This window comes from Geodermatophilus sp. URMC 62 (assembly GCF_052931475.1).
Genome location: NZ_JBRFHY010000001.1, coordinates 1,329,844 through 1,349,315 on the forward strand (window position 1 = coordinate 1,329,844; position 19,472 = coordinate 1,349,315).

Annotated in this window: 16 protein-coding genes; 7 read left to right on the plus strand and 9 right to left on the minus strand. The window is 74.2% G+C overall.

The window, feature by feature from the left end; genetic code table 11:
- Positions 1 to 183: 183 nt before the first annotated feature.
- On the minus strand, positions 184 to 2,769 hold the full coding sequence (clpB, locus tag ACU616_RS06370) for an ATP-dependent chaperone ClpB (protein WP_446757633.1): 2,586 nt from the start codon (positions 2,767 to 2,769) through the stop codon (positions 184 to 186).
- Between the two features lie 203 nt (positions 2,770 to 2,972).
- Between clpB and ACU616_RS06375 the strand changes: the two genes are divergently transcribed.
- On the plus strand, positions 2,973 to 3,446 hold the full coding sequence (locus ACU616_RS06375; RefSeq protein ID WP_446757634.1) for a MarR family winged helix-turn-helix transcriptional regulator: 474 nt from the start codon (positions 2,973 to 2,975) through the stop codon (positions 3,444 to 3,446).
- 109 nt (positions 3,447 to 3,555) lie between these two features.
- Positions 3,556 to 3,993, plus strand: coding sequence for an OsmC family peroxiredoxin (locus ACU616_RS06380; protein WP_446757635.1), 438 nt, complete (start codon positions 3,556 to 3,558; stop codon positions 3,991 to 3,993).
- Positions 3,994 to 4,165: 172 nt separating this feature from the next.
- On the opposite strand, the gene ACU616_RS06385 is transcribed toward ACU616_RS06380, so the two are convergent.
- The 3 genes from ACU616_RS06385 to ACU616_RS06395 form a co-directional block, all read right to left on the minus strand.
- The gene (locus ACU616_RS06385) at positions 4,166 to 5,836 is read right to left on the minus strand and encodes an MFS transporter (protein WP_446757636.1); all 1,671 of its coding nucleotides are present in this window, start codon (positions 5,834 to 5,836) and stop codon (positions 4,166 to 4,168) included.
- Positions 5,837 to 5,919: 83 nt separating this feature from the next.
- Positions 5,920 to 6,399 carry a MarR family winged helix-turn-helix transcriptional regulator gene (locus tag ACU616_RS06390; RefSeq protein ID WP_446757637.1) on the minus strand — a complete coding sequence of 160 codons (480 nt, stop codon included), beginning with the start codon at positions 6,397 to 6,399 and terminating at the stop codon, positions 5,920 to 5,922.
- 132 nt (positions 6,400 to 6,531) lie between these two features.
- The gene (locus ACU616_RS06395) at positions 6,532 to 7,317 is read right to left on the minus strand and encodes an IclR family transcriptional regulator (protein WP_446757638.1); all 786 of its coding nucleotides are present in this window, start codon (positions 7,315 to 7,317) and stop codon (positions 6,532 to 6,534) included.
- Positions 7,318 to 7,566: 249 nt separating this feature from the next.
- On the opposite strand from ACU616_RS06395, the gene ACU616_RS06400 reads away from it, so the two are divergent.
- From ACU616_RS06400 to ACU616_RS06420, 5 genes are all read left to right on the plus strand, one after another.
- Positions 7,567 to 7,812: a hypothetical protein gene (locus ACU616_RS06400; protein ID WP_446757639.1), complete on the plus strand. Its 246-nt coding sequence runs from the start codon at positions 7,567 to 7,569 to the stop codon at positions 7,810 to 7,812.
- Between the two features lie 7 nt (positions 7,813 to 7,819).
- A complete protein-coding gene (locus ACU616_RS06405) occupies positions 7,820 to 9,307 on the plus strand; it encodes an FAD-linked oxidase C-terminal domain-containing protein (RefSeq protein ID WP_446757640.1) in 1,488 nt (495 codons plus the stop codon).
- A gap of 73 nt (positions 9,308 to 9,380) precedes the next feature.
- Positions 9,381 to 10,568, plus strand: coding sequence for an FAD-binding oxidoreductase (locus ACU616_RS06410; RefSeq protein WP_446757641.1), 1,188 nt, complete (start codon positions 9,381 to 9,383; stop codon positions 10,566 to 10,568).
- A gap of 84 nt (positions 10,569 to 10,652) precedes the next feature.
- A complete protein-coding gene (gene glcF, locus ACU616_RS06415) occupies positions 10,653 to 12,200 on the plus strand; it encodes a glycolate oxidase subunit GlcF (protein WP_446757642.1) in 1,548 nt (515 codons plus the stop codon).
- 88 nt (positions 12,201 to 12,288) lie between these two features.
- Positions 12,289 to 14,094, plus strand: coding sequence for an L-lactate permease (locus ACU616_RS06420; protein ID WP_446757643.1), 1,806 nt, complete (start codon positions 12,289 to 12,291; stop codon positions 14,092 to 14,094).
- A gap of 95 nt (positions 14,095 to 14,189) precedes the next feature.
- Here ACU616_RS06420 and ACU616_RS06425 read toward each other — a convergent pair whose 3' ends face one another.
- The 5 genes from ACU616_RS06425 to dnaK are packed head-to-tail and all read right to left on the minus strand — an operon-like array spanning position 14,190 to position 18,999.
- Positions 14,190 to 14,687 carry a MarR family winged helix-turn-helix transcriptional regulator gene (locus ACU616_RS06425; protein ID WP_446757644.1) on the minus strand — a complete coding sequence of 166 codons (498 nt, stop codon included), beginning with the start codon at positions 14,685 to 14,687 and terminating at the stop codon, positions 14,190 to 14,192.
- Entirely contained in the window at positions 14,684 to 15,157 is a 474-nt protein-coding gene (locus ACU616_RS06430; protein ID WP_446757645.1) for a heat shock protein transcriptional repressor HspR, read from the minus strand. Before ACU616_RS06430 ends, ACU616_RS06425 begins: the two co-directional genes overlap by 4 nt.
- Entirely contained in the window at positions 15,154 to 16,365 is a 1,212-nt protein-coding gene (gene dnaJ, locus ACU616_RS06435) for a molecular chaperone DnaJ (RefSeq protein ID WP_446757646.1), read from the minus strand. The genes ACU616_RS06430 and dnaJ overlap by 4 nt, the downstream gene beginning before the upstream one ends.
- 43 nt (positions 16,366 to 16,408) lie before the next feature.
- Positions 16,409 to 17,131: a nucleotide exchange factor GrpE gene (gene grpE, locus ACU616_RS06440; RefSeq protein ID WP_446757647.1), complete on the minus strand. Its 723-nt coding sequence runs from the start codon at positions 17,129 to 17,131 to the stop codon at positions 16,409 to 16,411.
- The gene (gene dnaK / locus ACU616_RS06445) at positions 17,128 to 18,999 is read right to left on the minus strand and encodes a molecular chaperone DnaK (protein ID WP_446757648.1); all 1,872 of its coding nucleotides are present in this window, start codon (positions 18,997 to 18,999) and stop codon (positions 17,128 to 17,130) included. The genes grpE and dnaK overlap by 4 nt, the downstream gene beginning before the upstream one ends.
- Positions 19,000 to 19,472: the final 473 nt, after the last annotated feature.

A 19,472-nucleotide genomic window follows, 5' to 3' on the forward strand; every position in this document is an offset into this window, starting at 1 on the left:
GATGGTCACCCGGCCGGCGAGGCCCCGACCAGGACCGGGAGCGGATCGAGACCGGATCGATGGCGACGCGCACGGGCCCCGCCGTCCCGGGTGGGACGGCGGGGCCCGGTGACGTGCCGGAACGGCCTCGCTGCGGGGTACCGCCACGGGCCTGCGACCGGTGGGGGCAGGCAGGTCCTCCGATCACCCTCGGCGGACGGTCAGGCCCTCCTCGGCGAGGTCCTCGGGCGCGTCGACGACGACCTCGTCGCCGTCCCGGATCTCCCCGGCCAGCAGCGCGCGGGCCAGCGGGTCGCCGATGGCCGACTGCACCAGCCGGCGCAGCGGGCGGGCGCCGTACACCGGGTCGAACCCGTTGATCGCCAGCCACTCGCGCGCGGCGTCGGTGACCGTCAGCGTCAGTCGGCGGGCGGCCAGCCGGCGGGCGAGCACGCCGACCTGGATGTCGACGATCCCGGCCAGCTCCTCGCTGCCCAGCGCCCGGAACACCACGACGTCGTCGAGGCGGTTGAGGAACTCCGGCTTGAAGTGCGACCGGACGACGTCCATCACCGCGGCGCGCCGTGCCTCCTCGGGCAGGGACTGGTCGGCGATCAGCTGCGAGCCCAGGTTCGACGTCAGGATGAGGATGGTGTTGCGGAAGTCCACCGTCCGCCCCTGGCCGTCGGTGAGCCGGCCGTCGTCGAGGACCTGCAGCAGCACGTCGAAGACGTCGGGGTGGGCCTTCTCCACCTCGTCGAGGAGGACGACGGTGTAGGGCCGCCGCCGGACCGCCTCGGTGAGCTGGCCGCCGGCCTCGTAGCCGACGTAGCCCGGAGGGGCACCGACCAGGCGGGCCACCGAGTGCTTCTCGGAGTACTCGCTCATGTCGATGCGGACCATCGCCCGCTCGTCGTCGAAGAGGAACTCCGCCAGCGCCTTGGCCAGCTCGGTCTTGCCGACGCCGGTCGGGCCGAGGAAGAGGAACGACCCGGTGGGCCGGTCGGGGTCGGAGATGCCCGACCGCGCCCGGCGGACGGCGTCGGCGACGGCGCGGACGGCGTCGGGCTGGCCGACGACCCGCCGGGCGAGCTCGTCCTCCATCCGCAGCAGCTTCGCCGTCTCGCCCTCGAGGAGCCGGCCGGCAGGGATGCCGGTCCAGGCCTGGACGACCTCGGCGATGTCGTCGGGGCCGACCTCCTCCTTGAGCATCGACTCACCGGTCTGCACCGAGTCCTCGGCCGCGGCCAGGGAGCGCTGCAGCTCGGGCAGCCGGCCGTAGCGCAGCTCCGCGGCGCGGGCGAGGTCGCCGTCGCGCTCGGCGCGCTCGGCCTCGGTGCGCGCCGACTCGAGCTCCTCCTTGATCCGCTGGATCCGCTCGATCGCCGACTTGTCCTGCTGCCAGCGCGCGGTCAGCTCGTCGAGCTCCTGGCGCCGGTCGGCGAGGTCGCTGCGCAGCGCCGCCAGCCGCTCCATCGAGGACGGGTCGTCCTCCTTGGCCAGCGCCATCTCCTCGATCTCCATGCGGCGGACGGCGCGCTCGACCTCGTCGACCTCGACCGGCCGGCTGTCGATCTCCATCCGCAGCCGGCTGGCGGCCTCGTCGACCAGGTCGATCGCCTTGTCCGGCAGGAACCGGGCCGTGACGTAGCGGTCGGACAGGGTGGCGGCGGCGACGATCGCGGCGTCGGTGATCCGCACACCGTGGTGGACCTCGTAGCGCTCCTTGAGGCCGCGCAGGATGCCGATGGTGTCCTCGACCGAGGGCTCGCCGACGAAGACCTGCTGGAAGCGGCGCTCCAGCGCGGGGTCCTTCTCGATGTGCTCGCGGTACTCGTCGAGCGTCGTGGCGCCGACCATCCGCAGCTCACCGCGGGCGAGCATCGGCTTGATCATGTTGCCGGCGTCCATGGCGGAGTCGCCGGTGGCACCGGCGCCCACGATCGTGTGCAGCTCGTCGATGAAGGTGACCACCTGGCCCTCGGCCTCGGTGATCTCCTGGAGGACGGCCTTGAGCCGCTCCTCGAACTCGCCGCGGTACTTCGCGCCGGCCACCATCGCGGAGAGGTCCAGGGCCATGAGCCGCTTGCCCTTGAGGCTCTCGGGGACGTCGCCGGCCACGATCCGCTGGGCCAGGCCCTCGACGATCGCCGTCTTGCCGACGCCGGGCTCCCCGATGAGCACGGGGTTGTTCTTCGTGCGCCGGGACAGCACCTGCACGACCCGCCGGATCTCGGTGTCCCGGCCGATGACCGGGTCGATCTTCCCCTCACGGGCGCGCTCGGTGAGGTCGACGGCGTACTTCTCCAGTGCCTGGAAGGTGCTCTCCGGGTCGGCCGTGGTGACCTTGCGGTTGCCACGGACGGTGCGGAAGGCGGCCAGCAGCGCGTCGCGGGTGGCGCCGGCGCTGCTGAGCACCGCGCCGGCCTCGCCGTCGGAGCCGGCCAGACCCACCAGCAGGTGCTCGGTGGAGACGTACTGGTCGCCCAGGGCGCTGGCCTGCTCACCGGCGGCGTTGACGACGCGCAGGAGCTCACGGGACGGCGAGGGCGCGGCGACGGTGGCGCCGCTGACGCTGGGCATGCGCCGTAGGGCCGCCTCCGCCTTGCCGCGCACCTCGGCCGGGTCGGCGCCCGTGGCGGTCAGCAGGGGGCCGGCGATGCCGTCGGTCTGCTGCAGTAGGGCGACGAGCAGGTGCAGGGGCTCCAGCGCCGCCTGCCCCCGGTCGACCGCCAGGCGCTGGGCGGCGGCGAACGCCTCCTGGGAACGGGTGGTGAGCTTGCTCTCCATGGTCGGTGCGGCTGGTCCTCTCGTCGGGCGGGTGGCCGGGTGTCCCCGGCCGTGGTCGGTGTCGTGATCTGCAACGACCCGGGAGTTGAGTCTGTTCCGCTCAACCTGGTTCCGTGCCAGGGGGCCGCGGGGGGTTGCCGCGGAGGGGTTGACACACTCGCAACTGCATGACGCGCCACACTGTTGCTCCTACACTCCGAGGCATGACGACGACGCGCGAGGAGCCGCAGCTCCCCGCCCCGAGCGTGGCGCTCGACGACCAGCTCTGCTTCGCCCTGTACGCGGCCTCCCGTGCGATGACCGCGCGGTACCGGCCGATGCTCGAGGAGCTGGGCCTCACCTATCCGCAGTACCTCGTGATGATGCTGCTCTGGGAGGAGGACCAGCAGACCGTCGGCCAGCTCGGCCAGCGGCTCGCGCTGGACAGCGGGACCCTGTCCCCCCTGCTCAAGCGCCTGACCACCGCGGGTCTCGTGACCCGGCACCGCCGGGTCGAGGACGAGCGCTCGGTCGCCATCGCCCTGACCGACGCGGGCCGCGCGCTGCGCGACCGGGCCTTCGCCATCTCGCAGGACATGATCTGCGCCCTGCAGCTCGGGATCGAGGACTTCGCCGACCTCAGGCAGACCCTGCACGTGCTGACGCAGCGGGTCAGCGAGGCGCCGCGCCACGGCTGACCCGCGCCGGACGGCGCGAGATGGGTGGGTTGCGCGCAACCCACCCGGGTACGGCCGCGAGGTCATGCCGGTGAGACCCGCCGGCACCCCGACCGGAAGGCAGTGGTCCATGCCCACCCGTACCGCACGCACCGCCTGGAACGGCACCCTCGAGCAGGGGTCGGGCCAGGTCGAGCTGAGCAGCTCCGAGGTCGGCACCTACGAGGTCAGCTTCCCGAAGCGCGCCGCTGACGACGCCGGCGGCACGACCAGCCCCGAGGAGCTCGTCGCCGCGGCCCACTCCGCGTGCTACGCCATGCAGCTGTCGGCCAACATCGCCCAGGCCGGCGGCACCCCGCAGTCCCTCGAGATCAAGGCCGACGTCTCGCTGGGCCCCGACCCCGCCGGCGGCTTCCGGCTCACCGGCATCCAGCTGACGGTGCGCGGCGAGGTCGAGGGCCTCGACGCCGCGGGCTTCGAGAAGGCCGCGCAGGAGGCGAAGGCCGGCTGCCCGGTGAGCAAGGCGCTGACCGGCGTCGACATCTCCCTGGACGCCGCGCTCGACTGAAGGACCACCCTGCCCCCCGCCGCTCGCACGCTCGCGGCGGGACCCTGCAGGGCGGCCACCACGACGACGGCCCGCTCCCCTCGGGGGGAGCGGGCCGTCGTGCGTTCTGGGCCCCTGGCAGGAGCCCCGCCGCGCGCGTGCGAGCGGTGGGGCTCCTGCCAGGGGTCCTCGCTCAGCGCCGGGTGCCGACCGCCTCGTCGTCGGCCAGGGCCGGCGCGGACTCCCGCTGCAGCCGCTCCTCGCCGCTCTCGGTCCGCAGCGCGACCTCACGGATGAGCACGATGGCGAGGACGGCGACCACGGCGATCACCGCGGAGACCAGGAAGATCCGCCCGGTCGCGTCGCCGTAGGAGACGCGGATGAGCTCCTGGATGGGCGCCGGGGCGTCGGCGAGGTCGGCCAGGCCGACGCTGCCCCCACCGGCCGCGGCCGCGGCCTCCGGCGGCAGGCCGGCGGTGATGAGGGTGCCGACCCGGGCGCTGAGCACCGCACCGAGCACCGAGACGCCGATCGTGCCGCCGAGGCTGCGGAAGAAGGCGACCGCCGAGCTGGCCGCGCCCAGGTCGGTGGCCGCGACCGTGTTCTGCACCGCGAGCACCAGGTTCTGCATGGTCATGCCGATGCCGACGCCCAGCACGAACAGGAAGACGCCGAGCAGGACCATGTCGGTCTCGTGGTCGATGGTCGACAGCAGGCCGAAGCCCGTGACGACCAGGACCGAGCCGGCCACGAGGAAGCGCTTCCACCGGCCGTACCGGCTGATGAGGATGCCGGAGACGGTCGAGGAGACCAGCAGCCCGCCGACCATCGGGATGGTGAGCAGGCCGGCCGCCGTCGGCGAGTAGCCGCGCGAGATCTGCAGGTACTGGCCGAGGAAGACCGTCGAGCCGAACATCGCGACACCGATGGCGACGCTGGCGACGATGGCCAGCGTCGTCGTCCGGTCGCGGAACAGCCGCAGCGGGACGATCGGCTCGGCCGCACGCATCTCGGTGACGACGAACGCGGCGATCGCCAGCGCGCCGCCGGTCAGGAACAGCGCCGTCTCCAGCGAGGCCCAGGCGAACTGGTCGCCGGCCAGGGTGACCCAGATGAGCAGCGCGGAGACGCCGGCGGTCAGGAAGGCCGCGCCGAGGTAGTCGATGCGGACGCGCCGCTTGGTGACCGGCAGGTGCAGGGTGCGCTGCAGCAGGACCAGCGCCACGGCGGCGAAGGGCACGCCGACGTAGAAGCACCAGCGCCAGCCCAGCCAGCTGGTGTCGACCAGCAGGCCGCCGAGCAGCGGGCCGCCGACCGTGGCCACGGCCATGACGCTGCCGAGCAGGCCGGAGTACCGGCCGCGCTCGCGCGGGCTGATCATCGCCGCCATCGCGATCTGCACCAGCGCCTGCAGGCCACCGAGGCCCAGGCCCTGCAGGACGCGCCAGCCGATCAGCGCGCCGACCGACTGCGACAGGCCGGCCAGCATCGAACCGACGATGAAGATGACGATGGCCAGCTGGATCAGCAGCTTCTTGCTGAACAGGTCGGCCAGCTTGCCCCAGATGGGCGTCGACGCCGTCGAGGCCAGCAGGGTGGCGGTGACCACCCACGTGTACTGGCTCTGGCTGCCGCGCAGGTCGGTGATGATCGTCGGCAGGGCGTTGGAGACGACGGTCGAGGACAGGAACGCCACGAACATCGCCAGCAACATCCCCGAGAGCGCCTCGAGGATCTGGCGGTGGCTCATGCGGCCCTGCTGCTCCACCGGCGCCTGGGGCTCGACCGAGGGCCGGGGCTCGACCGACGGCTGCGGAGCCGGGGCGGCGCCGGCTCGGGCGTCGGGTTCACGGGTGGTGGTCACGGTGCTCCTGGGTGGTTCGCGGTGGGTCGTGGACGACGGCGACGACGGCAGCGGCGACGACGGCGCGGACGGGTGGGGCCGGCTCACGAGGCGGCTCCGAGGGGCTGGCGGGCCGGCGGTGCGGCGCGGTCGAGGTCGGCGGCCAGCCGTTCCAGCAGGTCGCCGAGCCGCCGGGCGTCCTCCTCGTCCCAGTCGGCGAGGGCGGCGGCGGTCCACTCGGAGCGCACGGCGCGCGTGCGGGCGAGGACGGCGGCACCGGCCTCGGAGAGCCGGATGAGGCTGGCCCGCCCGTCGTGCGGGTCCGGGCGCCGCTCCAGGTACCCCTGCCGCTCCAGCGCGGACACCTGCCGGCTGACGACGGAGACGTCGACGCCGGCCTGAGCGGCCAGCGCGCTGCACCGCTGCTCCCCCTCGCGCTCCAGCGGGAGGAGCAGCGCCCAGCCGAAGGAGGGCAGCCCGCCGTAGACGGACTCGGCGGCCCGCGTCGAGACGTGCCGGCCGGTGCGGATCACGTGGGCGATACCGGCGACGAGACGGTCGCGCGTGCCGGGAGAGAGGGGCATGGGGTCCTCACACGGAGAGGAGGTGTTTGCAGACTGCAACCATACATCCATTTGGTTGCCACAGGCAACTGACTCTGCGTGTCCCGTGGCTCACCTCCCCGGCGCCCTGGGGGTCCCGGGCGGCACCCCGACTCAAACCGGGCCGCCGTCCTCCCGCAGCTCGGCGGCCAACGCGGCAGCGGCCGACTGCAGGAGCGGCACGACCCGTGACACCGCGTCCATGCCCAGCCGACCCGCGGGACCCGACACCGACATGGCCCCGGCCGAGGAGTTACCCGGCACCGGGACCGCGACACAGCGGACCCCGGCCTCCTGCTCGCCGTCGTCGACGGCGTAGCCCCGCGCGGCGATGGCCGGCAGCGTGGCGAGGAGCTCGTCGGGGTCGGTCACCGTGCGCTCGGTGCGCACCGGCATGCCGGCCTGCACGAGCAGCTGGCGCGCCTGTTCGGCAGGCAGCTGGGCCAGGAGGACCTTGCCGACGCCGGTGCAGTGCAGGTGGACCCGACGGCCCACCTCGGTGAACATCCGCATCGAGTGGCGCGAGGGGACCTGGGCGACGTAGACGACCCGGTCGCCGTCGAGCATGGCCAGGTTGGCCGTCTCGCCGATGTCGTCGACCAGCCGGGACAGGTGCGGCTGGGCCCAGGTGGCGAGCATCCGCGAGGAGCTCTCCCCCAGGCGGATCAGCCGCGGACCGAGGACGTAGCGCCGGGACGGCAGCTGCCGCACGTAGCCCCGGGCCACGAGCGTGCGGACCAGCCGGTGGATGGTCGACAGCGCCAGACCGCTGTCGGCGGCCAGCCGGCTGATGGCGACCTCGCCCCCGGCGTCGGCCATCAGCTCGAGGAGCGCGAACGCGCGCTCCAGGGACTGCACACCCTCCGCCGCGCCGCCCGCGCCCGTCCTGTCGGTCGCCACCGCCCCTCCCCCCGGGGCCGCCCGCCGTCCGGGCGCCCCCCCCCCGACCACCCACCTTGACCCCCGGCGACCGGGCCCACTACCTTCCGGACCGGTTTCCGGACTGTAGACAGCATCTTCCGCCATGCGGAACACCTGCCTGCGGACGATCTCGAGTCGCTGAGGCGGCGGCGCAGCGGCACCATGACCGATCACGACGACCACAGGACGACGACCCACATCGACAGGACCACATCGACAGGGAGACGCATGAGCAGCAGCGTGGCCGTGGCGGCCCTCGAGACCACCGGCCCGACGGGCAACCGGTCGGAGGAGGTCCTGACGCCTCGGGCGCTGGCGCTGGCGTCCCTGCTGCACCGCGAGCTCGACGGCCGCCGGCCGGAGTTACCGGCCGTCGGGCGGATCGTCGACGAGGGGGCGCCGTCCACCGGGACGGCGCCGGCTGACGAGCCCAGCGACTCCCCGACCCAGCCGGCCTACGAGCGCATGCCGTGAGGACCCCATGACCGCCATCGCCGAACCGGACACCTCCCAGCGCACCGCAGCGCTCGCCGAGCGGCTGCGGACCGCCGTCGGCACCGGGCGGGTGCTCACCGACCGCGCCCAGGTCCGCACCTACGAGTGCGACGGGCTGGCCAACTTCAAGGTCACCCCGGCCATCGTCGTGCTGGCCGAGAGCCGGCAGCACGTCGTCGACACGGTGCGGCTCTGCTCCGAGGCCGGCGTCCCCTTCGTGGCGCGCGGCTCGGGCACGGGGCTGTCCGGTGGCGCGCTGCCCAGCGCCGACGGCGTCCTGCTCGTGCTGTCGCGCCTGCGCACGCTGTCCCCGGTGGACGCGGACAACCGCCAGGTCACCGTCGAGCCCGGGGTCATCAACCTGTGGGTCACCCGCGACGCGGCGCCCCACGACCTGGCCTACGCGCCCGACCCGTCGTCCCAGCTGGTCTGCTCGATCGGCGGCAACGTGGCCGAGAACGCCGGGGGCGCCCACTGCCTGAAGTACGGCTTCACGGTCAACCACGTCCTCGGCGCCGAGGTCGTGCTGCCCGACGGCGAGGTCGTACACCTGGGCGGGCGCGCGCCCGAGCACCCCGGCTACGACCTGCTGGGCGCGTTCATCGGCAGCGAGGGCACCCTCGGTGTGGCCACCGAGCTGACGCTCCGGCTGGTCCGGGTGCCGGAGGCCGTGCAGACCATGCTGGTCGGCTACTCCTCGGTCGAGGACGCGGCCGGCACGGTCAGCGACATCATCGCCGCCGGGATCCTGCCGGCCGCCGTCGAGATGATGGACGCGCTGGCCATCGAGGCCGCCGAGGCCGCGGTGAGCTGCGGCTACCCCGCGGGTGCGGTGGCGGTGCTGGTCATCGAGCTCGACGGCCCGCAGGTCGAGGTCGAGGCCCAGTTCCGGCAGGTCGAGGAGATCGCCCGGGCCCGCAACGCCTTCGAGATCCGCATCGCGGCCGACGACGCGGAACGGGCGCTGATGTGGAAGGGCCGCAAGTCGGCGTTCGCGGCGGTCGGCCGGATCAGCCCGAGCTACTTCGTGCAGGACGGCGTCATCCCCCGCACGAAGCTGCCCGAGGTGCTCGCCGAGATCGAGCGCATGGCCGACGAGCGGGGCCTGCGCGTGGCCAACGTGTTCCACGCCGGCGACGGCAACCTGCACCCGCTCGTGCTGTTCGACGACGCGGTCGAGGGCCAGGCCCACGAGGCCGAGGAGCTGGCCGGCGCCATCCTCGAGCTCTGCATCACCTCCGGCGGCTCGATCACCGGCGAGCACGGGGTGGGCCAGGAGAAGCGGATGAAGATGGGCAAGCAGTTCACGCCGGAGGACCTCGACACCATGCAGCTGCTGCGGTGCGCCTTCGACCCCGACGGCGTCGCCAACCCGGGCAAGGTCTTCCCGACCCCCCGGCTGTGCGGCGAGCGGCCCGGCGTCCGGAAGGGCGAGCACCCGGTGCAGGCGGCCGGCCTCGGCGAGGTCTTCTAGTGAGCGAGCGGGTGAGCTCACTGGACGGAGCACCGTCGGTCACGAGGCCGACGAGCGCCGGCGAGGAGGACGCGTGACCGCACCCGCCCTCACCGGCCGGGCCGGCGGCCCCGACGACGCCGTCGCCGGGGTGGTGCCGCGCGAGGTGGTCCGGCCAGGGACCGTCGAGGAGGCCGCCGGGGTCGTCCGGGCCGCGGCGGCCGACGGGCGCACCGTCGTGCCGGTCGGCGGGCGCAGCAAACTGACATGGGCGGCGCCGCCGGAGTCCTGCGACCTGCTGCTGGACCTCACCGGCCTCGACCGCGTCGTCGAGCACGTCGCGGGCGACCTCACCGTCGTGGCCGAGGCCGGGGTGCGCCTGGCCGACCTGCAGGCGCAGGTCGGCCGGGCCGGCCAGCTGCTCGGCCTGGACCCGCCCGAGGAAGGCGCCACGCTCGGCGGCGTGGTGAGCGCCAACGCGTCGGGGCCGCGCCGGCTGCGGTACGGCACCACCCGCGACCTGCTCATCGGCATCACCGTCGTCCTCGCCGACGGCACCGTGGCCCACGCCGGCGGCAAGGTCGTCAAGAACGTCGCCGGGTACGACCTGGGGAAGCTGTTCACCGGCGCCCACGGCACGCTCGGCGTCGTCGTCTCCACCACCTGGCGGCTGCACCCGGTGCCGCCGGCGCGGCGGGTGGTCACCCTCGAGCTGCCGGACGCCGCGGCCGCCGGCCCCCTGTCGATCGCGCTGGCCCGCTCGACGCTCACCCCGTCGGCCGTGGAGCTGGTCGGCACCGCCGGCGGGGGCGCCCGGCTGGTCGTGCTGTTCGAGTCCATCGCGGAGTCGGTGGCCGGGCAGGCCACGGCCGCCCTGGCCCTGCTCGGCGGCGGCGAGGAGTCCGAGGACCTGCCGGAGGACTTCGGCCGGAGGCCCGGCGGTGCGGACGACGTGCTGCTGCGGCTGGCGTACGCGCCGGCGTCGCTCGCGGCGGCGCTGGAGGCGCTGCCCGCCGGGACGGCGGTGGCCGCGCACGCCGCCACGGGGGTGACCTACGCGGCGCTCCCGGCCGGGGAGGCGGTCGAGGCGCTGCCGCGGCTGCGGGCCGCACTCGCCCCCCACGACGGGACCGCGGTGGTCCTGCGGGCGCCCGACGCCGTCCGGGACCGGCTGGACCACTGGGGTCCGGTCGGCGACTCGCTGGACCTCATGCGGCGGGTCAAGGAGAGGTTCGACCCCGAGCGGCGGATGTCGCCGGGCCGGTTCGTCGGAGGGTTGTAGATGACGGAGATCACGCCGGGCAGCCGCGACCGGGGCGACTCACCTCCGCCCGGGTCCCCTGGCGCCTCCCCCACCGTCAACCCGGTGCGCGACACGGTCGCCGACCTGCCGTCCGGATCGCCCACCGGAGCGGCCCGGACCGCCGACGAGGCACCGGCCGCGGTGGTCGGGGCGCGCCGTCCGCTCGACGTCGGCCAGGACATCGACCTGCCGCCCGGCACCGGGGCCGCCACCGTCGGCACCCCCACCCTGCTCGGCCTGCCCCAGACGCGCCAGGCCGTGCAGCCGGCCTTCGACGACCACCACCCGCCGGACGCCGCGCTCATCGGCGACTGCGTGCACTGCGGGTTCTGCCTGCCCACGTGTCCCACCTACGTGCTCTGGGGCGAGGAGATGGACAGCCCCCGCGGGCGCGTCTACCTCATGAAGGAGGCGCTGGAGGGCGAGCCGCTCGACGACTCGATGGTGCGGCACTTCGACCAGTGCCTGGGCTGCATGGCCTGCGTGACGGCCTGCCCGTCCGGCGTCCAGTACGACAAGCTCATCGAGGCCACCCGCCCGCAGATCGAGCGGCGCTACCGGCGGCCGAGGTCGGAGAAGCTCTACCGCGACCTCATCTACAACCTGTTCCCCTACCCGAAGCGGCTGCGGGCGCTGCGCGGGCCGCTGCGGGCCTACCAGGCCAGCCGGCTCGGCAGCCTGCTGACCCGCACGGGCCTGATGCGCCGGCTCCCGGCGCCGCTCCAGGCGATGGAGTCCCTCGCGCCCAAGCTCGGCCCGGTGGAGCGCGTCCCCGAGCGGACGCCGGCCGTCGGTGAGCGGCGGGCGGTCGTCGGGCTGCTGGCCGGGTGCGTGCAGGGCACCTTCTTCCCCGACGTGAACGCCGCGACCGTGCGGGTGCTGGCCGCCGAGGGCTGCGACGTCATCGTGCCGCGGAGCCAGGGCTGCTGCGGGGCGCTGCCGGGCCACGGTGGGCGGGAGGAGCAGGCGCTGGACTTCGCCAAGCGGACGATCGAGACCTTCGAGCGGGCCGGGGTCGACCACGTCATCCTCAACGCCGCCGGCTGCGGCTCGAACGTCAAGGAGTACGGCCACCAGCTGCGCGACGAGCCGGGGTGGGCCGCGCGCGCCGAGGCACTCGCGAAGAAGGCCCGGGACATCAGTGAGTTCATCGTCGAGCTCGGTCCGGTCGCCGAGCGGCACCCGCTGCCCATGACCGTGGCCTACCAGGACGCCTGCCACCTGGCTCACGCGCAGGGCATCCGCGAGGAGCCGCGGAAGGTGCTGCGCGGCATCCCCGGCATCGAGCTCAGGCAGCTCACGGAGGCCGAGCTGTGCTGCGGCAGCGCCGGCACGTACAACATGCTGCAGCCCGAACCGGCCCGGGAGCTCGGCGAGCGCAAGGCGGCCGCCGTCCTGGCCACCGGGGCGGACCTGATGGTGACCGCGAACCCCGGCTGCTGGATGCAGGTCGCGACGACGCTGGCCCGCATGGGCGAGCGGATGCCGGTCGCGCACACGGTCCAGGTGCTGGACGCCTCCATCCGCGGGGTCCCCGTCGAGGAGGTGCTCGACCGGGCGCTCACCGGCCCCGGGACCGCCCTGGCCCGGCCCGCCACCGCGGACCGGTGACGACGGACCCCTGCCTCCCCGCACCACCGCACCGCCGCACCACCCCCACAGAGCCACACCCCCCTCACCGTCGAGGGAAGGAGCCCCGTTGTTCGAGCAGGTCGTCGACCCCGTCGGTGGGTCACTCGCACTGAGCGCCCTGGTGGCAGCGGTACCGCTGCTGACCCTGTTCGTGCTCCTCGGTGCGCTCAAGGTCAAGGCCTGGCTGGCGGGCCTCATCTCGCTGGCCGTCGCCCTGGTCCTGGCCATCCTCGCGTTCCGCATGCCGGTCGGGCAGGCCGCCCTGTCCGCGACCGAGGGCGCGGCGTTCGGGTTCTTCCCGATCCTGTGGGTCGTCATCAACGCGATCTGGGTCTACAACCTCACGGTCGCCACCGGGCACTTCGACGTGCTGCGGCGCTCGTTCGGGAACGTCAGCCCCGACCTGCGGATCCAGGCGATCATCGTCGCCTTCTGCTTCGGTGCGCTGCTGGAGGCCCTCGCCGGCTTCGGGACCCCGGTCGCGATCACCGTCTCCATGCTGATGGCGCTGGGCTTCCAGCCGATGAAAGCGGCGGCCGTGGCGTTGATCGCGAACACCGCCCCGGTCGCCTTCGGCGCGCTGGCCACGCCGATCGTCACGCTCGCCACCGTGACCTCCGGCGTGAGCGACGACGCGCGGCTGACCGTCGACACCCTGGGCGCCATGGCCGGCCGGCAGACACCCATCCTGGCCGCGATCGTGCCGCTGGTGCTGGTGCTGGTCGTCGACGGCAGGCGGGGCGTCAAGGACACCTGGCTGGAGGCCCTGGTCGCGGGCGTCTCCTTCGGCGTCGCCCAGTTCCTCGCCGCCAACTACGTCTCGGTGCCGCTCACCGACATCATCGCCGCGCTGGTCTCCGCGGCCGCCGTCGTCGCCGTGGTGCGCATGCGCAAGGCCGGCTACGAGCCGGTCACCGCGGCCTCCCTGTCCCGCGCCGGGACAGGGGCCGACGCGGCCGGCGGTGCGGGCACCGTGGCCGCAGGGTCCGGTCGCCGTGGGCGTGCCGGGGTCGGCGCCACCGCCGGCGAGGAGCTCGGCGACGCCCCGGGGCGCCAGACCGCGCGTGACCCGCACGCCCCGGCGTCCGGTGCCGAGGACGCTCCGCTCCTGCCCGACACCCCGGCGGAGGTCGCCAAGGCCTACGCCCCCTACGGGATCGTCATCGTGATCTTCGCCCTGGCCAACCTCGGCCCGGTGAAGTCGGCGCTGGCCCAGGCCCCGTGGACGACGACCTTCCCCTGGCCCGGGCTGAACGTGTTCGCGGCCGGCTCCAGCGAGGAGCTGGCGTCGACGACGTTCACCTTCAACTGGCTGCCCGCCGCCGGCACGCTGATGATCATCGCCGGGCTGCTCACCATGCTGGTCCTGCGGATCTCCCCTGGGCGCGGGCTCAAGGCCTACGTCGACACCTACCGGGAGCTCAAGTGGGCCATCGTCACCGTCATGGCGGTGCTCGCCCTGGCCTACGTCCTCAACCAGTCGGGGATGACCGGCCACCTCGGCCGCGCCCTGGCCCAGACCGGCGGCTTCTTCGCCTTCCTCTCGCCCATCCTCGGCTGGATCGGCGTCGCGGTGACCGGCTCGGACACCTCGGCCAACGCGCTGTTCGGCGCCCTGCAGGTGCAGACGGCGGCCGGCGCCGGTCTGGACCCGGTGCTGCTGGCCGCGGCGAACTCCTCCGGCGGCGTCATGGGCAAGATGGTCAGCCCGCAGAACCTGGCGATCGCGGCGGCCGCCGTGGGCATGGCCGGCAAGGAAGGCGAGCTGTTCCGGAAGGTGTTCGGCTGGAGCATGCTGCTCCTGCTGCTGATGTGCCTCATCGTGGTGCTGCAGGCCTCACCGGTGCTCGGCTGGATGGTCCCCGGGCAGTGACCTGACCCGCTGACACGACGGCGCCCCCGTACCGGCCCGGTACGGGGGCGCCGTCGTCTCGTGTGCCGTGTGCGCGGTCGGGAGGGACGGGGCCCTCAGCTGCTCTCGGCCTCCCGGGCCTCGCCGAGCCGGTTGAACCGGGCCAGCAGCTCGCCGAGCGTGGCGACGTCGTCGGCCGGCCAGCCGGAGAGGTCGGCCTCCCAGCGGGCGCGGCGCGCCTCGCGGATGCGGGCCAGCCGCGCCGCCCCCTCGGCCGAGGTGGTGAGCACCTGCGCCCGCCCGTCCGCGGGGTCGGGCGCTCGGGTCACCATCCCGAGGTCGACCAGCGAGGCCACCTGGCGGCTGACGGTGCTCTTGTCCAGGCCCAGGCGGGCGACCAGGTCGCTGGCGCGCAGCGGGCCGGCGTCCTGCAGCAGGGCCAGCAGCCCGTAGGCCGCGCCGTCGAGGTCGGGGTGCAGCTCGCGGGCCAGCCGGGCCGAGATCGCCCGGGAGCGGCGCAGCAGCAGGCCGATCTCGCGCTCCAGCCGCACGAAGGACCCGTGCGGGTCGGGCCCCGGGGTGCCGGGGGGCTGCGGGTCGGTCACGGCGCTCACCGGCTCTCCCGGGGGCGCCACACGACCAGCGCCGAGCTGGGCGGGCGCACCGGCACGAGGTCGGCCCGGCGCAGCGGGGACCCGAAGCCGCTGCGCAGGGCCGACTCCGCCGCGATCCGCCGGTGCTCGGAGCCCTCGAGCTCGCCGAGCAGCTCGTGCACGCGCTGCTGCAGGGCCTCGACCCGCGACTCCAGGTCGATGATCCGCTTGATGCCGGCCAGGTTGACGCCGTCCTCCTGCGAGAGGCGCTGCACCTCCCGGAGCAGGGCGACGTCGCGCGGGCTGTAGCGCCGTCCGCCGCCGGGGGTGCGGCCCGGGGTCACCAGGCCCAGCCGGTCGTACTGCCGCAGCGTCTGGGCGTGCATGCCGGCGAGCTCGGCGGCCACCGAGATGACGAAGACGGGCGCGTCGTCGGCGACGGTGCGGGTGGCGTCCCGCCGCTCCCGGCCGTCGGCGCCCGGCGCGCTCACCGGGTGCTCCCCTTCTCGACGGCCGCGGTGATCTGCGGCCGCGGGTCGCCGAGCTCGGCGTCGAGCGTCTTCACCGCCCGCTCGGCCTCGGCGGAGAGGCGCTGCGGCACGGAGACCTCGACGGTCACCAGCAGGTCCCCGGAGCGGCCGCGGCCCGGGACGCCCCGCCCGCGGACCCGCAGCGTGCGCCCGCTGGCGGTCCCGGCGGGCACCTTGAGCGTCACCGGCGCCTCCAGCGTGGGCACGGTCAGCGTCGTCCCGAGGACGGCCTCGGGGAAGGTGATCGGCACGGTGAGGGTGAGGTCGTCGCCCCGGCGGTCGAACAGCTCGTGGTCGCTGACGTGCACGACGACGAACAGGTCACCGGCCGGGCCGCCCCGCCGTCCGGGCGCGCCCTTGCCGGCCAGCCGGATGCGCTGGCCGTCCTTGACGCCGGCGGGGATCCGCACGGTGATGGTGCGGGTCTGGGTGGTCACGCCGTTGCCCGCGCAGGTGGGGCACGGGTCGTCGACCACCGAGCCGCTGCCCCGGCAGTTGCGGCAGGGCTCGGAGAAGGCGAACGCACCCTGGCTGCGGCTGGTGACGCCGGCGCCGCCGCAGACCTCGCAGGTGTGCGGCGAGGTGCCAGGACGCGCGCCGCTGCCGGCACAGGTCGGGCAGGTGCCCGGGCTCTGCATGCGCAGCGGCACGGTCACGCCGAGGACGGCCTCCTCGAAGGAGAGCGTCGCCTCGGTCTCGACGTCCTGGCCGCGGGCCGGGCCGGACGCCGCCTGCTGACGCGCGCGGGTCGACCCGGGCGCCGCGGCCCCGCCGCCGCCGAAGAGGTTGCCGAAGATGTCCCCCAGGCCGCCGCCGGCGCCGCCCCGGCCGCCCGCGGCGCCGAAGAGGTCACCGAGGTCGAAGGGCTGGCCCCCGCCGCCGGTGCCGGGGAAGCCGCCCGGGAACCCGGCCCGCGCGCCCGCGCCGCCGCTGCCGAACAGCCGCCGGGCCTCGTCGTACTCGCTGCGCCGCTTGGGGTCGGCGAGGACGTCGTAGGCCTCGGAGACCTCCTTGAAGCGGGCCTCGGCGTCGGCGTTGCCCGGGTTCTTGTCCGGGTGCAGGTCGCGGGCCAGCTTCCGGTAGGCCTTCTTGATCTCCGCGGCGTCCGCGCTCTGGGAGACGCCCAGTGCGGCGTAGTAGTCCTTCTCGATGAAGTCCCGAGTGCTCATCGGGCGCCTCCTCTCTTCGCGTCCGTGGTGCGTGCGCGGCCGGTCAGCCGGCGGCCGGGGTCTCCCCCGGCGCACCGCTGCCGGTCGCGTCCTCGACGGTCTGCCCGGTCACCGGCTCGCCGGCGACGACGGCGCCACCGGCGGGCTCGCTGACGGCGACCATCGCCGTGCGCAGGACGCGGTCGCCGCGGCGGAAACCCTGCCGCAGGACCGTCGTCGCCGTCGGCACGCTCACCTGGTCGGACGTGTCGTGGAGGACGGCCTCGTGCAGCGCCGGGTCGAACGGGTCCCCGGCGACGCCGAAGGCCTCGACGCCGAGGCCGTCGAGCAGCCCCAGGACGCGGTCGGCCACGACCTTGAAGGCGCCGGTGAGGTCACCGTGGTCCCGGGCCCGCTCGATGTCGTCGACGATCGGGAACAGCTGCGCGGCGAACCGCTCGGCCGCCTGGTCGACGACGGCGGTGCGGTCGCGGTCCACCCGCCGGCGGTAGTTCGCGTACTCGGCGGTGACCCGCTGCAGGTCCTCGGTGCGCTCGGCCAGCTGGCGGGACAGGTCCTCGCCCGCTGCCACCGGCGGGACGACCTCCGGGCCGGCGACGGTCTCGTTCTCGCTCATCTGCTCCCCTGGCGACGGGTCGGCTGTGGACGGGCCCGGCGGGGCGCCGGCCGGCTGCTGGCCGGCCGGCGCCCGCACCGCGCCGCTGACGGGGTCGATCCGCCGCTTGTCACGGATCACGACCCGCGGCTGCTCGTCCCCCTGGCTCATCGGCGGTCGCTGTCCTCGTCGACGATCTCGGCGTCGACGACGTCCTCGTCGGCCGAGGACGCCGATGCACCCGCCCCACCGGGCGCACCCGTCGCGCCGTCACCGGTGCCGGCCGCGCCGGCCTCGGCCTGCTGGGCGTAGAGCGCCCCGCCGACCTCCTGCGAGACGCGGGCGACCTTCTCCTGCGCCGACTTGATCGCGGCGATGTCGGAGCCGCCGAGGGCCGAGCGCAGCTCGGTGAGGGCCTCGCCGAGCTCCTCCTTCTTGTCGGCCGGGATCCGCTCGCCGTTCTCCGCCAGGAACTTCTCGGTCTGGTACTGCAGCGACTCGGCCAGGTTGCGGGTCTCGGCCTCCTCGCGGCGGCGCTTGTCCTCCTCCGCGTGGGCCTCGGCGTCCTTCATCATCCGCTCGATGTCGTCCTTCGGGAGCGCGGAGCCGCCGGTGATGGTCATCGACTGCTCCTTGCCCGTGCCGAGGTCCTTGGCGGTGACGTGCACGATGCCGTTGGCGTCGATGTCGAAGCCGACCTCGATCTGCGGCACGCCGCGCGGGGCCGGCGGCAGCCCGGTCAGCTCGAACATGCCGAGCTTCTTGTTGTAGGCCGCCATCTCGCGCTCGCCCTGGAAGACCTGGATCTGCACGGAGGGCTGGTTGTCGTCGGCCGTCGTGAAGATCTCGCTGCGCTTGGTCGGGATCGTGGTGTTGCGCTCGATGAGCTTGGTCATGATCCCGCCCTTGGTCTCGATGCCCAGGGACAGCGGGGTGACGTCGAGCAGCAGGACGTCCTTGACCTCACCGCGGAGCACGCCGGCCTGCAGGGCGGCACCGACGGCGACGACCTCGTCGGGGTTGACGCCCTTGTTGGGCTCCTTGCCGCCGGTCAGCTCGCGGACCAGGTCGGTCACGGCCGGCATGCGGGTGGAGCCACCCACCAGGACGACGTGGTCGATCTGGCCGATGGAGATGCCGGCGTCCCGGACGACCTGGTTGAACGGCGCGCGGGTGCGCTCGAGCAGGTCCTGGGTCAGCCGCTGGAACTCCGCACGGGTGATCGTGACGTCGAGGTGCAGCGGGCCCTCGGCCCCGGCGGTGATGTAGGGCAGGTTGACGTTGGTCGACTGCGCGCCCGACAGCTCGATCTTGGCCTTCTCGGCGGCCTCGCGGAGCCGCTGCATGGCCAGCTTGTCCTTCGACAGGTCGATGCCGGTCTGCGCGTTGAACGTCTGCACCAGGTGCTTGACGACGCGCTCGTCCCAGTCGTCACCGCCGAGGTGGTTGTCACCGGCGGTGGCCTTCACCTCGATGACGCCCTCGCCGATCTCGAGCAGGGAGACGTCGAAGGTGCCACCACCGAGGTCGAAGACGAGGATCGTCTGCTCGGTCTCGCCCTTGTCCAGGCCGTAGGCCAGGGCGGCGGCGGTGGGCTCGTTGACGATGCGCAGGACGTTGAGGCCCGCGATCTCACCGGCCTCCTTGGTGGCCTGGCGCTGCGCGTCCTCGAAGTAGGCCGGGACGGTGATGACCGCGTCGGTCACCGGCTCGCCCAGGTAGGTCTCGGCGTCCCGCTTGAGCTTCTGCAGGATGCGGGCGCTGATCTCCTGCGGGGTGTAGCGCTTGCCGTCGATCTCGCCGGTCCGCCAGTCGGTGCCCATGTGGCGCTTCACCGAGCGGATGGTGCGGTCGACGTTGGTGACGGCCTGGTTCTTGGCCGACTGGCCGACCAGGACCTCGCCGTTCTTGGCGAAGGCGACGACCGAGGGCGTGGTGCGCGAGCCCTCGGAGTTGGCGATGACCGTCGGCTCGCCGCCCTCGAGGACGGTGACGACGGAGTTGGTGGTGCCGAGGTCGATACCGACCGCTCGAGCCATGAGCTGGCCTCTCTTCCGTGTGCGGGTGCGTGCTGTGGGTGCTGTGCTGGTGGCTGCAGGTCGTCGCGCGGGCCGCGCTGCCCGGTCGTGCACTGGCTTGCGTCGGGTCCGCTCAACTTTCCTGCCCACCCTAACGGCACACCCGCCGACCGTGTTCCCCGCCCCGCCGTACTCCTCTCCCGTGAGGTGGACCACGGTCCGAGGAAGCGCGGTCGGTGCCGGCTCCCGACCGGCGACGGCCGGGGCGCCCGACCGGGGTCGTGAGCCCGCTCACCTCGTCGCCCGTCGGCGCGGTCCGGCCCGCACGCCAGCCGTCGACCACCGTCCGCACGCGTCCCCCGAACGTCCCGGTCAGGCCGGGGACGGCGGGGCGCCGAGCACCGTGGGGCGGTTCCGGGTCGGGGCGCGGCGCCCGGGGTTACCGCTGAGTAATCTGTGTTCCGGCCAGCTATCGTGCGGGCTGCGCGGGCACA

Excerpts from the sequence above, each read along its gene's own strand:
- clpB (WP_446757633.1), bottom strand. The coding sequence starts at position 2,769 with ATGGAGAGCAAGCTCACCACCCGTTCCCAGGAGGCGTTCGCCGCCGCC.
- ACU616_RS06375 (WP_446757634.1), top strand. The coding sequence starts at position 2,973 with ATGACGACGACGCGCGAGGAGCCGCAGCTCCCCGCCCCGAGCGTGGCG.
- ACU616_RS06380 (WP_446757635.1), top strand. The coding sequence starts at position 3,556 with ATGCCCACCCGTACCGCACGCACCGCCTGGAACGGCACCCTCGAGCAG.
- ACU616_RS06390 (WP_446757637.1), bottom strand. The coding sequence starts at position 6,399 with ATGCCCCTCTCTCCCGGCACGCGCGACCGTCTCGTCGCCGGTATCGCC.
- ACU616_RS06400 (WP_446757639.1), top strand. The coding sequence starts at position 7,567 with ATGAGCAGCAGCGTGGCCGTGGCGGCCCTCGAGACCACCGGCCCGACG.
- ACU616_RS06405 (WP_446757640.1), top strand. The coding sequence starts at position 7,820 with ATGACCGCCATCGCCGAACCGGACACCTCCCAGCGCACCGCAGCGCTC.
- dnaJ (WP_446757646.1), bottom strand. The coding sequence starts at position 16,365 with ATGAGCACTCGGGACTTCATCGAGAAGGACTACTACGCCGCACTGGGC.
- grpE (WP_446757647.1), bottom strand. The coding sequence starts at position 17,131 with ATGAGCCAGGGGGACGAGCAGCCGCGGGTCGTGATCCGTGACAAGCGG.
- dnaK (WP_446757648.1), bottom strand. The coding sequence starts at position 18,999 with ATGGCTCGAGCGGTCGGTATCGACCTCGGCACCACCAACTCCGTCGTC.